This window comes from Sphingobium xenophagum (assembly GCF_002288285.1).
GTDB lineage: Bacteria > Pseudomonadota > Alphaproteobacteria > Sphingomonadales > Sphingomonadaceae > Sphingobium > Sphingobium xenophagum.
Genome location: NZ_CP022747.1, coordinates 215,529 through 229,007, shown reverse-complemented (window position 1 = coordinate 229,007; position 13,479 = coordinate 215,529). Strand labels below are relative to the sequence as shown.

Annotated in this window: 16 protein-coding genes; 10 read left to right on the top strand and 6 right to left on the bottom strand. The window is 65.5% G+C overall.

Going from position 1 to position 13,479, the window contains the following annotated elements:
• The first annotated feature begins 179 nt into the window (after positions 1-179).
• The 7 genes from CJD35_RS19175 (at position 180) to CJD35_RS19145 (ending at position 6,255) form a co-directional block, all read left to right on the top strand.
• Positions 180-2,342, top strand: coding sequence for a ParB/RepB/Spo0J family partition protein (locus tag CJD35_RS19175; protein WP_095687460.1), 2,163 nt, complete (start codon positions 180-182; stop codon positions 2,340-2,342).
• Positions 2,343-2,420: 78 nt separating this feature from the next.
• Positions 2,421-3,356 (top strand): ArdC family protein, encoded by a 936-nt coding sequence (locus CJD35_RS19170; protein WP_095687459.1) that lies wholly within the window; start codon positions 2,421-2,423, stop codon positions 3,354-3,356.
• Positions 3,357-3,366: 10 nt separating this feature from the next.
• Complete coding sequence (locus CJD35_RS19165) at positions 3,367-3,684, top strand: DUF5983 family protein (RefSeq protein ID WP_036529779.1); 318 nt, start codon at positions 3,367-3,369, stop codon at positions 3,682-3,684.
• Between the two features lie 26 nt (positions 3,685-3,710).
• Complete coding sequence (locus tag CJD35_RS19160; RefSeq protein WP_095687458.1) at positions 3,711-4,322, top strand: DUF6927 domain-containing protein; 612 nt, start codon at positions 3,711-3,713, stop codon at positions 4,320-4,322.
• A 44-nt stretch (positions 4,323-4,366) separates the two neighbouring features.
• Positions 4,367-4,567, top strand: a complete 201-nt coding sequence (locus CJD35_RS19155) for a hypothetical protein (protein ID WP_095687457.1) — start codon at positions 4,367-4,369, stop codon at positions 4,565-4,567.
• Positions 4,564-5,079 (top strand): thermonuclease family protein, encoded by a 516-nt coding sequence (locus CJD35_RS19150; protein WP_095687456.1) that lies wholly within the window; start codon positions 4,564-4,566, stop codon positions 5,077-5,079. The genes CJD35_RS19155 and CJD35_RS19150 overlap by 4 nt, the downstream gene beginning before the upstream one ends.
• 117 nt (positions 5,080-5,196) lie before the next feature.
• Entirely contained in the window at positions 5,197-6,255 is a 1,059-nt protein-coding gene (locus CJD35_RS19145; RefSeq protein WP_095687455.1) for a deazapurine DNA modification protein DpdA family protein, read from the top strand.
• A gap of 66 nt (positions 6,256-6,321) precedes the next feature.
• Here CJD35_RS19145 and CJD35_RS23195 read toward each other — a convergent pair whose 3' ends face one another.
• From CJD35_RS23195 to CJD35_RS19120, 6 genes are read right to left on the bottom strand one after another with little or no spacing between them, the layout of a single operon-like run.
• Positions 6,322-6,702, bottom strand: coding sequence for a hypothetical protein (locus CJD35_RS23195; protein WP_244917322.1), 381 nt, complete (start codon positions 6,700-6,702; stop codon positions 6,322-6,324).
• Positions 6,678-7,334: a YncE family protein gene (locus CJD35_RS23190; protein ID WP_244917321.1), complete on the bottom strand. Its 657-nt coding sequence runs from the start codon at positions 7,332-7,334 to the stop codon at positions 6,678-6,680. The genes CJD35_RS23195 and CJD35_RS23190 overlap by 25 nt, the downstream gene beginning before the upstream one ends.
• A gap of 24 nt (positions 7,335-7,358) precedes the next feature.
• Positions 7,359-8,747 carry an alginate export family protein gene (locus CJD35_RS19135; RefSeq protein WP_095687454.1) on the bottom strand — a complete coding sequence of 463 codons (1,389 nt, stop codon included), beginning with the start codon at positions 8,745-8,747 and terminating at the stop codon, positions 7,359-7,361.
• A gap of 1 nt (position 8,748) precedes the next feature.
• Positions 8,749-9,477, bottom strand: coding sequence for a superoxide dismutase (locus CJD35_RS19130; RefSeq protein ID WP_095687453.1), 729 nt, complete (start codon positions 9,475-9,477; stop codon positions 8,749-8,751).
• 44 nt (positions 9,478-9,521) lie between these two features.
• A complete protein-coding gene (gene chrA / locus CJD35_RS19125; RefSeq protein WP_420876376.1) occupies positions 9,522-10,937 on the bottom strand; it encodes a chromate efflux transporter in 1,416 nt (471 codons plus the stop codon).
• Entirely contained in the window at positions 10,934-11,785 is an 852-nt protein-coding gene (locus CJD35_RS19120) for a chromate resistance protein ChrB domain-containing protein (protein ID WP_095687452.1), read from the bottom strand. The genes chrA and CJD35_RS19120 overlap by 4 nt, the downstream gene beginning before the upstream one ends.
• A gap of 252 nt (positions 11,786-12,037) precedes the next feature.
• Here CJD35_RS19120 and CJD35_RS19115 point away from each other — a divergent pair, with 252 nt between their 5' ends.
• Genes CJD35_RS19115 through CJD35_RS19105 form a run of 3 tightly spaced genes read left to right on the top strand, consistent with a single transcriptional unit; the run spans position 12,038 to position 13,460 of the window.
• A complete protein-coding gene (locus CJD35_RS19115; RefSeq protein ID WP_095687451.1) occupies positions 12,038-12,313 on the top strand; it encodes a metal/formaldehyde-sensitive transcriptional repressor in 276 nt (91 codons plus the stop codon).
• Between the two features lie 8 nt (positions 12,314-12,321).
• On the top strand, positions 12,322-13,272 hold the full coding sequence (dmeF, locus tag CJD35_RS19110; protein WP_095687450.1) for a CDF family Co(II)/Ni(II) efflux transporter DmeF: 951 nt from the start codon (positions 12,322-12,324) through the stop codon (positions 13,270-13,272).
• A complete protein-coding gene (locus CJD35_RS19105; RefSeq protein ID WP_095687449.1) occupies positions 13,269-13,460 on the top strand; it encodes a DUF1289 domain-containing protein in 192 nt (63 codons plus the stop codon). Before dmeF ends, CJD35_RS19105 begins: the two co-directional genes overlap by 4 nt.
• The last annotated feature ends 19 nt before the right edge of the window (positions 13,461-13,479 follow it).

Sequence of the window (13,479 nt, the reverse complement as noted above, 5' to 3'; positions counted from 1 at the left end):
GTCGTTGGCAGGTGTCGGCGCCCCGTTCCGCGTGCCTAGGCGATCGCTGTCGCACCCGCAGGCCGCAGCCCCCGGTCGGACAGCCCAGGCGCCCGAAACGGCCAGCGGCGGGGCCGCTGCAAAGAGAAGGGGGGTCGGAAGGGTGTCCCGGGATGGTCCGGGCATCAAGGAGACTTCCAGTGATCGACAGCGTCAAACTCAACAAGCTCCGCCTCTCGCCGATCAATGTGCGCAAGGTTTCGGAAGACCGGCTGCGTCTCGACGAACTCACCCCCGACGTCGAGGCCCGCGGCATCCTGCAGAACATGCTGGTGACCCCGGCCAAGCCCAAGGGCACGTTCGAAGTGCTCGACGGGGGACGGCGCTGGCGCGCACTGATGCGCCTGGTCGAGGCGGGTTCGATCGTCGCGGCCGACTATGATGTGCCGGTGCGCGTCATCACGGGCGACATCGCACATCTGAGCGAAACGTCCTTCGCCGCCACCTATCACCAGCTGCCGCTCACCCCCGCCGAAGAATGCCGCGCCTATGAGCATTTCATCGGCAAGGGCGCCGACATCGACGGGGTCGCCAAACGCTTCGGCAAGACCCGCCGCTTCGTCGAAGGCCGCCTGCGCCTGGCCTCGCTGGCCGAGCCGATCTTCGACGCGCTGGCCTCGGGCGCGATTACGCTCGACATCGCCAAGGCCTATGCCTCGACGGAAAGCCACGACAAGCAGCTCGATGTCTGGAGCACCTACGGCCAGAACAGCTACGTCAACGCCGATTCCATCCGCCGCGTCATCGCCAACGACGCCCTTAAATCCAACGAACCGATCGCGCTTCTGATCGGCGAGGACCGCTATGCGGCCGCCGGCGGCCGGGTCGATCGCGACCTCTTCAGCGAGGGCGGCGACCGCTGGATCGATCCCGAGATCGCCAAGGGCGTCGCTGCCGAGATGATGGAAGCCGAGGCCAAGCGCATCGGCGAGGAATCCGGGCTCGCTTGGATCCGGCCGATCGCAAGCAGCTATGCCTATAACCACGCGCAGGATCTCTACCGCGTCATGCTCGATCCGCCCGAACTGACCGACGAGCAGGCGGCGCGCCTGGAAGCGATCGAGGCGCGGCGCAGCGAGCTCGAAGAGCTGATGCAGGACGAGGCGCTCGACGAGTATCAGTTCAAGGCACTCGACAGCGAGGACGACGCGCTGATGGCCGAGGCCGAAGCCATCGAGAACCGGCTGCCGGTGCTGCCCGACGAGCTCAAGCCGCATGTCGGCGCGTTCCTCCTCCTGACCCCGCAGGGCGAAATGCGCCTCGACACGCAGTTCTTCAGCGAACAGCCCATCCAGCGCATCGATGACGAGGCGCAGGGCGAGGGTGAGGAGGACGACGGCGAGGGCGGCGAAGAGGGCGAGCGCCTGGCAGGCGGTTTCCGCATCGGCGGGGCCGACAAGGAGGCGCCCAGCCTGCCCGAGGAAGCCGTGGGTCCGGGCGGCAAGCCGCTCAGCGCCCGGCTCTACGACGAACTGGCCATGCAGCGCCGTGACATTCTGGCGGCCTCGCTCCTCGCCGAACCCGCGCTCGCGCTCGACTATGCCCTCTTCACGATGATCGACGCGCGCAGCCAGTCCACGCGTCATACCGGCTACCACAGCGTCCACTATGGCTCGACGCTGCGGGCCGGAGCACCGCAAGACCCGATCTCGGGTGATATGCCGGTGACCCGGGCGCGGCAGTATCTCGCCGAGGCCCATGACGGGCTCGACGCGGGCTGGACGGAACCAGCCGATATCGTGGAGCGGTTCGAGACCTTCCGCGCGCTCGGAGACGACGCCAAGGCAGCCTGGCTCGCCTACATCGTCGCCGTCTCGCTCGAGGCCAAGGGCGGTTTCAAGGCGGAACAGATCCCGCTGCAGAACCGCCTCGCCTCGATCCTCGAGATCGATGTCGCCGCCTGGTGGCGACCCACCGCGGAGAATTTCTTCGACCGGGTCAACAAGGGCACGATCCTCACCCTGCTCAACGATGTCGGCGGGGGCTCGCTCACCGCGCGCCATGCCACACTCAAGAAGGGCGAGATCGCCGCGAGCTGCGAAAAGCTCTTTGCCGGGGAGTCGATCGTCGAGCCCGACGTCAAGGAGGCGGCGCTCGCCTGGGTCCCCAATGCCATGCGCTTCCTGGATCGCGTGGCGGAACGGGCCGAGGAGCCCCTCGATGCGCTTGGCGACCTGGACGTGACCGAAAGCGACGAGGCTGATGACAGCGAGACGGACGACGGTGACGCGGTGACCGCCGCGCCGACGGCCTCCGCGCCGGCCGAGGCCGACGAAGACGAACTCGCGGCCGCCGAGGCCTGAGCCTCAAATCCTGTCCGCAAGCGACCACCGGCGTGTCCTCGCGCCGGTGGTCGTCTCGTCTGTGAGGAGTTTTTCACCATGTCCAAGCCTGCACGAACCGGCCGGGATGCCGCGGCCGAAATCAGCGCCATCATCATCGATCGCCTTGAAAAGGGCGTACCGCCCTGGACCCGGCCCTGGCGCACGAGTGGCAGCGGCGGCCGGCCGCTCCGACATTGCGGCACGCCCTATACGGGGATCAACAATCTCCTGCTTTGGGCGCTCGGCGACATGCACGGCTACCGGTCGCGCTACTGGATGACCTACCGGCAGGCGAGCGAGCTCGGCGCGCAGGTCCGGCGCGGCGAGCAGGGCGCCCTGTCGGTCTATTATTCCTCGTTCAAGAAGACCGAGACGGACGCCGCGAGCGGTGAGGCCGTGGAACGCAGCATCCGCTTCCTGCGCCATTACATCGTCTTCAACGCCGACCAGATCGATGGCCTGCCCGGCTATTATTACCCGCCCGAGGTGCCGGCCGCGCCGCTGACCCCCTCTTTGCGGCAAGCGGCGATCGACAGCTTCTTCGCGGCAATTCCCGCCGATGTCCGTCATGGCGGCAACGGCGCCTTCTACTCGCCGACGTTCGACTATATCCAGATGCCCAAGCGCTCGAGCTTCATCTCGATGGACCATTATGCGAGCGTTAGGGTCCATGAAACGGGGCATTGGACCGGCCATGGCGACCGGCTCGCGCGCACCTTCGGCAAACGCTTCGGCGACAAAGCCTACGCATTCGAGGAACTTGTCGCCGAGATCACCGCCGGGCTGGTCTGCGCCGAGCTTGGCCTCTCCAACGAGTTGCACGACAGCCACGCGAGCTATGTCGGCCACTGGCTCGGCATCCTCAAGGCCGACAAGACCGCCATCATCCACGCTGCGTCCAAGGCCGAACAGGCCTTCGCCTATCTGACGGCGTTCGGCGAGGCCGGGCAAGCGGGCAGCGCCCCGCCGCCCGAACTTGCCGCGGCTGCATGAGGCGGCCGCCATGACCCTTGAAACCAAGATCCTGGCCTGCCTGTCGACGGCCCATCTCTCAGCCGAGGTCGCGGCGGAACTGGACGCCATCCTCGCCTATCCGCCGCCGCTTGCGGCCCGCCTCAACCCCGAGCTGTGGCAGGCGCATATCCTCATGGACCGATGGCTGGATTGTGGCTGGTTCATCTGGGTCGCGTCGCCAGCCCGCGCGCATATGCCCGGCTCGCTCAAGGCCTGCCTCGACCTCGCCGAAGCGACCGGCGCGGCCTGGCTGCAGTTCGACCGCGACTGCGCACCGATCGCCGAACTGCCGGTCTATGACTGGTAATCCCCTCTCATCCAAGGAGAACCCTCATGGGTTGGCTCACCATGTCCCGCCATTCGATGGGCGGGCACGCAACCGCGAAAGCCTATCTCGACGATCAGTTCACCTATGAGCGCGATCATCCCGAGGGCGGCACGCGCGGCCTCAAGGTGCTCGCCTCGTCCTGCCCTGCAAACCGCGTCTATTATGCAGCCGCTCAGGTGACGCGCGACGGCATCGGCGGCGAGGTCGTCGCCATCGTCTGCCTCGTCCTGTGGAACCCGCGCAGCGCGAGCGGCGAAAATTTTGGCTACAAGGACATGACGGAAAATATGGGCCCCTGCGAGGCTGCCTGTCCCGCCGCGATCCTCGATCTTCTCACACCGACCACCAACGAGCATGCGCTCGACTGGCGGCGTCGCTGCCGCGAGGCGCTCGCCCGCCGTTCCAGAAAGATCGAGACCGGCGCGCGCATCAAGCTGCCCGCGCCGGTCCGGTTTTCCGACGGGCATGTGGGCGAGGAATTCATCGTCGACCGGATCGGCCGCCGCGTCATCCTGCGCGATCCCGAGACGCGCATGCCCTACCGGATCACCCGCTTCATGGACCAGGCCTGGACGATCGTCCCGGAGACCAAGGTCCACAAGACCCTCTTCGCCTGAGCGCTCTTGCCTCCCGTCCCTCCTGCGAAGACAAGGATCTGATCATGTTCCCTTTTCCCTTTCCCCGGTCGGCCAAGCGCGACCTCCTGTGCAGCCGGCAGAATGCCGAACGCGTCGCTGCACGTCTGTTCGCCGCCGGCGGTGAGCCAATCAGCGTCGTGCGCATCGGCGATCTTCTCCAGCCCTACCGGGTGGCCCTGGTCCCGGCCCGCTATGAGCAGGTCGAGACGGTCATGGTATCATGATGGGTCGCAAGGTCATGCTCGCGAGCGTCTTTGCAGCCCTGCTTATGGGCTCCAGCCTGTCGGACGCCCAGAGCTTCCATGCGCGCGGCCGCGCGCTCGACGGCGATACGCTCGCCGTCGATATCCGCCTGCTCGGGATCGATGCCTTCGAGACAAGGCAGATGTGCGAGCGCCGGAATGGCTGCTGGTCGTGCGGCAAGGCCGCGCAGGATCTCGCAGCGCGGGCTCTGCGCGATGCCGAGGCGGTCATCACGCTGACGCCCTCATCAACCTATGGCCGCCCCGTCGCCACCGTGACCGTTCGCGGCGCTGACCTCGGCGAGACGTTGCTCCGAGCCGGGCTTGCGATCCCGCAAGCGCAGTATCTTCGCCGCGATCCCGCCCGCCGCGCGCGCTATGAGGCGGCCTTCGCCGACGCCCAGGGCCGCAGGGCAGGGGCCTTTGCTGGCACCTGGCTGCCCCCCGCCCGATGGCGCAAGGGCGAACGCCTCACCTGCGAGCGCCGACAATAGTCCCTTTTCCGCAAGGCCTGGGCGCTTGAAGCGCGTGGCCCACCCCGTACGGCACTAGGTCGAGCCCGGTGCCGTCGATGGGCTTTGCCGATGAGGTGGTTTCCAAGGACATGTCGCATGGTTACGTCCTCGTCCCAATCGCGCGCGATCACGCTGATGGTCGGGCTGCCGCATCTTCGCTCCGGCCCGCTGCTCGCCCGCGCGCGCAGCCTTGCCCTGCCGGTCCTCGTCTCCGCCAATGCCTTCTCCCGTTGGGTGGACGCAAGGCAGGGGCGTGAATGGGCCGGCTGGAAGCTCCAGGGCCTGAAGCATGCGGCCGGTCTCCACAGTCTTTGCCTGGACAGCGCCGGGTTCAGCGCCATGGCTCGCTATGGCGGCTTTCCCTGGACCATCGACGACTATGTCGCGCTCGCATCCGCCTATCCCTTTCGCTGGTGGGCGAGCCTCGACTATTGCGTGGAGCAAGAGGTTGCCCGAGACCGGGAGGAGGTTCTGGACCGGACCGCGCGCACCGTCCGGGCCAATATCGAATGCCATGCGCGCGCTGTCGATCGGAATATCGCCAGCACGTTCCTGTCGGTCATCCAGGGCCGCCTGCCGCAAGATTACGAACGCTGCGCCACCGCGCTCGCAGGCCTTGTCGAGCGCCATACCCTCATCGGTGTCGGATCGATGTGCCGACGACCCATCCATGGCGACGCCGGTCTCATCGCGGTGGTGGATCATCTCGACCGCGTCCTGCCGCCGGCGGTGCGGTTGCATCTCTTCGGCGTCAAGGGCGCGGCTATTCCCTTCCTCAAACCCTTCGCGCGCCGCGTCGCCTCGATCGACAGCCAGGCCTATGGCATCGCAGCGCGTAGTAAGGCGCGGGCGCATGGGTGTCGGAAGTCGGATGACCTCGTCGCCGACGAGATGGAGCGGTGGGTCGAGCAGCAGCTGGCGCGGTTACGCCAGCCTGCCCGCTCCCTGCCGATCGCGGCGCCAGCGATAGCGTCGCCGCTGCGGTTCGATCCCTGGCAGGAGGCGATCGCCCAAGCGCGGGAGGATCTGCGCGCGCTCATCGAAAGCGGCGACCTCTTAGGTCCTGCGGATCAGATTGCCCTTTTAGCGGCGTCCATTGAGAGGGATCAGGCCGACCGCCGCGCTAACCCAAAGAGCTGGCGGTGGTCGGCCTGATCCCTCTCTACGCGGTGCATCGAAATCCTTGGCCAATTACTACGTCATCGAAACCTGTGGTCCCGCTCAATGACGCGCGATTGCCGTATCCAGTACCCAGATCGCCGCAGGCCTGCCTCTGGCAGGCACCGCCACGAACAGCTTCGCGAGCTCAGGTGAAAACAGGCCCGTTCGAGCGCCCGGCGCGGTAATAACTCGCAGGCCCGTTCCCCCAGGCTGTGAGTGCATCGAAACGTCGATGTGGCCAGCACCGCAGACGAGATATTGACGGTCGCCATCGAGGAAGAGATCGTCGGCGTCGCCGCAGGCGGGCAGCGTATCGATGACGGCTCCCGTAACGGCATCTCGGCGCTGAAGCGCAGCGGGTAATCGGTAGCCAACGACCACCTCGCGACCGGACGGTTCGACCGCCAGCGGAAAGTTCAGGCGGTGCATCCCGTCGGCCATGACGAAAGGACAGCGCCTGAATCGACGTCAGCCACCACGATCGCTCCACGATCGGGGATGTTGATCCAGGCACGGGAGGCCCGCAGCCGGAATTCCTCGGGGTGGCCGGCGAGCGATACCCGGCTCAGAATTGCGTGTTTCGCGGGATCGATGATCGCCAGACCGCCACCGCCATAGCCGATAATGACATGCCCATTGCGACTGTCGATCCGGACATTGTCAGCATCGTCGCCGAGGTCGAGTTTCGCCACTTCATGGCGATCGGCTGCGGTATATAAATGGATGGATCCATCACCGCAAGCGACGACGATCTCGTCAAGGCGATCGAGATAGGCGACACCCTGCGGTTCGTGCAGTCCGACGATCCGGCCGAGCCGGCGACCACTGGCCAGATCGATTTCATCGACCGTGCCGTTGCCATATTCCGCGACGAATAGCCGGCCATGAGCCACATCGAGCGCAAGATGGTCGATCCGCCCGGCGACGTCGGGCAATGAAATGGCTCGCTCGAGTTTCAGCGGTGACGATGGGTCGGTTGCGGCGACCATGCGCGGGGCTGCGCTGCAACCGGGCGCGAGCGAGAGCGCCGATACGATACCGACGAACTGAAGGGCTTTTCGCCATACGAGCATGCTCGATCCCTTTCGTCCTTTGTCTCACAGGCTGGCGGTCAGGTTGAGCGAGAGATATTTGCTGTCCCCCGTTGGCGGTGCGTTGGGCGCATCGGTGAGGAAGCGCCCTTTTGCCAACCATACGCCGTCCACTTCAAACCGCAGCCTTTGCGGGACGATCCAGGCCCGAACACGGGCGTCGAGCTGCTGGCCGGCGAAGCTGCCCGCGCGCGCCGATGCGTCACGGACCCCTGTGCCCGAGAAGCTGTCGGTCGCCTGGGCAAGCCAGAGTAGCCGGTAGCTGAGCATCAGGTCGAGCCGCTTGTTCGGCGTTGCCTCGACGCGTAGCCCCGGCGTCAAGACATTGGTGCGCGCCACCACATTGTACAGGCCGACCGGCCCGAGATCGGCGCGGCGCATCCCGAACAGGCTGTCGAACCGCGTGTACGTGCCGCCCGCGCGATCACCCGAAGCATAATCGAACTCGGCCGAGACATGCGGCTTCCAGACGCCCGGCAATGTATAGCCGAAGTCGGCGTGGACGAACCAGGCGCTGACCGGGACGCGTGGCGCGCCGGCCGCGATGGTCGTGCTGATCCGGCCTGATTGATAGATGCCCTCAAGCTCATAGTCGATGATGCCGGCCTTTGGATCGCGGATCACGCGCGCGTCGAAAGTGTTGAGCGATCGGTCGCGCGTCGGACGACCGGCCGTGTCGTGTTCGCCGAGATGAAAGAAGCCCAGTTCGACCGTTGCCGCGCCGAGCGTTTTCGGACGCGACACGATGCCGCCCCAAAGCACCTGGTCGAATCCCTCATGATCGAAGCCTATTTTGTTATCGAGAATGGCAGTCTGGTCATCAGGGCGGCGCTGCTGCGGCAGAACGTAGATCAATGTCGCCTTGAGGGTCTTGAGGCCAAGGTCCGCACGCAGGCCGGTGAAGCCGTTGGTGGTGTTGCGATAGTCATCGGCCGCGACCAGCCGACGCGAGCCAAGGTCGATTTGCATCCGGCCAGCCCGAAGACCGAGTGATGTGCCCGGGCCGAATGGGTGCTCGATATCGGCGCCGACCCAGGCCTGAACCAGGTCGAGTGCGTTGACTTCGTTGGTCGAGATCGGCGTGCGCGTGTTGGCGAGCCAGGACCGGCTATCATAGACTTCGCCGCCGATGCGGAACGGCCCCGCCTTGTAGGTCGCGGTGACAATCGTGCGCAGGTCGATGAGTTCGTCGCTCGGGTTGAACCCCGGGCGAACCTGTCCATCAACCGTCTCGTAGCGCAGGCGCATCGATCCGCTGACATCGAGCCCTTCGACAGCCGTCGAGGTCGGGGTGTGCTGCGCATATGCCGGACCGGCAAGGGCGAGCAGTCCCGATACGGCGACCGGGGCGGTGCGCCGAAAACGAGGCGCCCGGTGGCGCTTGAAGATGGCCATGTCAGCTTGTCACAAGTCTTGCGGCCAGTCGGTCCGCATTGGCCCACGCAATCGAGCGCATGAAGGTATCGACATAGTCCCCAGCCTTTGCCCCGAAATCCATCGCATAGGCATGTTCGTACATGTCGAGGGCGAGGATTGGCGTAGCACCAGCGAGCGTCGCCGTGTGATCGGCCGCCCATTGGTTGGTCAGGCGGTTGTCGCGGTGGCTCCATTGCAGCAGCACCCAGCCGGAACCGCCGCCCAGCGCCTTGCCCATGCCGGCGAACTCGGCCCCCCAGCGATCATGGCTCCCGAAATCCCGCTCGATTGCTTGCGCGAGCGGTCGGCCAGGCTGCGAAGCCGCACCGAGCCCGGCGAAATAGAGTTCGTGCAGGATCATCGAATTCCAGGCGATCAACTCCTCGCGCTTCAGTCCGTTGATCGTGAAGCCCGGCGCTTTGGCTGCATCGAGACTGGCGAACTGGGTCGTGATGGCACCGAGCCGCTTCACTGCGCCGACATAATTGTTGTCGTGATGACTGACGAGCAGCCGCTCGGACAAGCCGGTGATCGTCTTTGGATCGAACGGCAGCGCCACCGGTTGCGGCGCGAAGGCGCGCCCTGCCGGCGCAACCGCCCCGGCAGGTGTTTGCGCGACAGCGTCGGTCGATGCGAGCGCCGCAGCACCCACCGTCATCATGGCGCCAGCAGCGAGAAGGTTGCGGCGGTCGATCATCGGGTCGCTCATCGTCTTCTCCGGTCGAAGGTTGGTTGAAATGTGGGACTGTCCGGTCATGCGAGGATGCCGGCGAAATAGAGGGCTACGCCGGCTGCCGAGGCGCCGCCGAGCGTTGTGAAGATGCCGATCTTCAGGCGAAACATGGCGATGATCGCCGCGACCGAGATGGCGAGCGCCCACAGGTCGATGCTGGCCATTACCGGCATGTCGAAACGGATCGGCCCGGCGTGGAACGGCAGCACAGCGCGAAAGATCGTGTGGATCGCAAACCAGATGGCGAGGTTAAGCACTACGCCGACGACCGCAGCTGTGATTGCCGACAGCGCGCCCGACAGCGCCTTGTTGCCGCGCATCCGCTCGATGAACGGCGCACCGAGGAATATCCACAGGAAGCAGGGAATGAACGTCACCCAAGTGGCGAGCAGCCCGCCCAAAGTCCCCGCGAGCAGCGGCGACAGCATACCGGGATGGCGATAGGCGCCCATGAATCCAACGAACTGCAGCACCATGATGAGCGGTCCCGGCGTGGTCTCGGCCATGCCGAGCCCGTCGAGCATCTCTCTTGGCTGCAGCCAGTGATAGTTCTCGACGGCCTGCTGTGCGACATAAGCCAGCACTGCATAGGCGCCGCCGAACGTCACCACCGCCATGGTCGAGAAGAAGGTCGCGATCTGTGTGAAGACGTTGGTGCCGCCGAGAAGCAGCAGCAAGGCTGCCACGGGCGCAAGCCACAGCACAAGCCAGACAAGCGCCTGGCGGAGCGACTGCCCGAGCGTCGGGTTGGCATGATCGGGCAGTTCCTCGCCGAGCAAGGTGTCGGCGTCCTCGACGATCGCGCCCTTGGTGGCCCCGTGTCCGCCACCGACCTGGAATGCCGAAATGCCAGCGCGGCCGCCGAAATAGCCGATCAGCCCGGCGGCGAGCACGATGACCGGGAAGGGCACGCCGAGGAAGAAAATGAAGATGAACGCCGCCGCCGCCAAGCCACGCATGATAGTGTTCTTGAGCGCCCGGCTGCCGATCCGCACCACCGCTTGCAGCACGACCGCGAGCACCGCGCACTTCAGCCCGAAGAACAAGGCCGAGACAATGCCGACACGTCCGTAGAGCGCATAAATCCAGCTCAAGGCCATGATCGAGATCGCGCCGGGCAGGACGAACAGTGCGCCCGCGACGATTCCGCCGCGTGTCTTATGCATTAGCCAGCCGATATAGGTGGCGAGCTGCTGCGCTTCGGGGCCGGGCAGCAGCATGCAATAGTTGAGGGCGTGCAGGAACCGATGCTCGCCGATCCAGCGCTTCTCGTCGACGAGGATGCGGTGCATCACCGCGATCTGCCCGGCCGGGCCACCGAACGAGAGAGCAGCGATCCTGAGCCAGACCCAGAAAGCCTCGCCAAGCGAGACTGGCGCGATCGGAGCAGGCCGCGGCGCTGACGCGGCGCCCACTTCCATCGGGACGGTGCTCATGCCGTCACCGGCTTCGTGCGTGCGCCCTTGGGCTGATGGGATACCCAATCATGAGTCTCGCCGGTCGCATCGCGGCACCAGCGATAGAAGGCATCGTAAAGGAGCATCCCGGCCTCAAGCTGCTCCAGGTCATCGGCATACATGCGCGACAGGCCGAGCGACATCGCCACGAGCCCTGCTGCCTCCGGCACGATCTCCGGTCGGCCGGTGTCGGCCCCGCGGACGATCAGGGCCAGATGGGCAAGCGGCTGCACCTCGGAGAGGCCGAAACCCTCGAGCATGACGTCGAACGTACAGCGCTCGCCATCATGGCTCCAGGTGATGCCATCGCCCTCGATATCGAAGGGCGCGCCGCCGAATCGTTCGGCGACGCCGACCACCTCGCCGGGTGCTACGAACAGGAACATGGCGTTGGGATCGACGAACCGCCGGATCAGCCAAGGGCAGGCGATACGATCGACCTTGGGTCGGGCGCGCGTGACCCAGACGGTCCTGCCTTGCGGATTGCGGGCCGGCAGCACCGCTTCGGGGATGAGGGGATGACCAGCGTCGATCCACGCGCGGACGCCTCCGTCGAGGGCGTCTGCGTCGGCGCCTTCCTGGCGCAGCCAGGCAGCGGCGCCCTGGCTCAGCTTGTGGCCCTGCGCGCAGGCTACGACGATCGATTTGCCCCGATATTCGGCAGCCCAGCCGGCGACGTCCGCCCATGGCCGACGAACTGCGCCCGGGATGAAGCGTGGCTCCGCCGCGAAGTCGTCGTCGGTGCGCACATCAATGATTGTCGGCGCCTTGGGCGTACCGATCAGGCGAACGAGCTTATCTACGGGAATCGTGTTTAGCGCAGGCATGATGCGTCCTTGGGTTTTAAGCAGGACGCGATACTTCAGCCTGTCGCCTCATGGGGTGATCGCGATCCCCATGCGGCGATAATGCGCTTGAGCCCCTGACTGTCAACCACAGACTGCGCCGAGGTGGAAATCGCATTGGATATTTGGGAGTCGACGCAGCCCCTCTCATGCGCCGTTCGCGTCAACGCCGTTCGGAAAGGGCCAGTACGGGACCCTTGTCCTGCTCACCGCTATACCATAGGGGAGTATAGTATGGCTCATCTCAACAAATCATCGTCGCAACTGATTGCGCGCGTTCGGCGCATCGGCGGGCAGATCGGCGCGGTTGAACGCGCGCTCGAAAGCGACGCGAGCTGCAGCGAGATTCTGCAGCTCGTTGCCGCGGTGCGCGGGGCGATCAATGGTCTGATGGACGAAATCATCGTCGAGCACCTCGACGAGCATGTAGCCGCGCCGGGTCTGAGGGAAGAGGCGCGCACGCAGGCAGCCGAAGAGCTCAAGGAGGTCATCCGCCGTTACTCCAAATAGGACGTTCCGTGGCAAGCCTTCCTGAAATCGAGCGGTTCTCGCACGACCATTTTTTCCTGGGTGCCTCGCACGATGCGAATGCGCGCCGCACCTTATGGGTCGTGCTGCTGACCGCGGTGATGATGGTCGCCGAGGTATTCGCCGGCTACTGGACCGGCTCGATGGCGCTGCTGGCGGACGGTTTCCATATGGCGACCCATGCCGGCGCGCTGGGCGTTGCAGCTCTGGCCTACGCTTATGCGAGACGGCATGCGTCCGATCGTCGTTTCAGCTTCGGCACCGGCAAGGTCGGTGAGCTTGCCGGCTTTGCCTCTGCCTTGGTCCTGGCGGTGATCGCGATCGGCATCGGCGTGGAGTCGATGTTACGGATGCTCCAGCCCGTCACCGTGGCTTTCGGCGAAGCGACGATCATCGCGATCGCCGGACTGGGCGTCAATCTGGCGAGCGCCGCTCTGCTCGCAGGCAGCCACTCGCATGATCACGGTCATGGCCATGGCCATGGCCACGGCGACCATCACCACGACCATGACGGCGGCCGCGACCAGGACAATAATCTGCGCGCTGCCTATGTTCACGTGCTCGCCGATGCCCTGACATCGGTACTCGCCATCACCGCCTTGCTGGCCGGCCGGTATCTCGGTTGGGTATGGCTGGACCCGGTGATGGGAATTGTCGGTGCGATCGTCATCGCCCGTTGGTCGGTCTCGCTGATGCGCGACACGGCATGGATGCTGCTGGATCGTACCGACGATCATGTCGCCGACGAGATCCGCGAATTGATCGAGACCCCGGGCGACGCCCGCATTGCCGATCTTCATGTCTGGCGCATCGGCCCAGACGCCCATGCCGGCATCGTCTCCGTGATCGCCGGACCCAACGTCGATCGCGCGACCGTCGAGCGTCGTCTCGGTCCCGTGCATGAACTGCGTCACCTCACCATCGATATGCAGCCCGCATGAAGTCCCCCTGTGTCGACATCTGCGCCTTCGACGGCCGCACAGGATGGTGCCGCGCGTGCGGCCGGACAAAGGAGGAGTGCCGTGTCTGGAAGAAGGCGCAACCGCACCAGCAACGCCAGATCGCGGCAGATCTTCCGCGTCGCCTCCGAAAGCTCGGCGAGACAGTGTTGACGCTCGACCGGCATTGAAAGTGGGCATCCAAAAGCA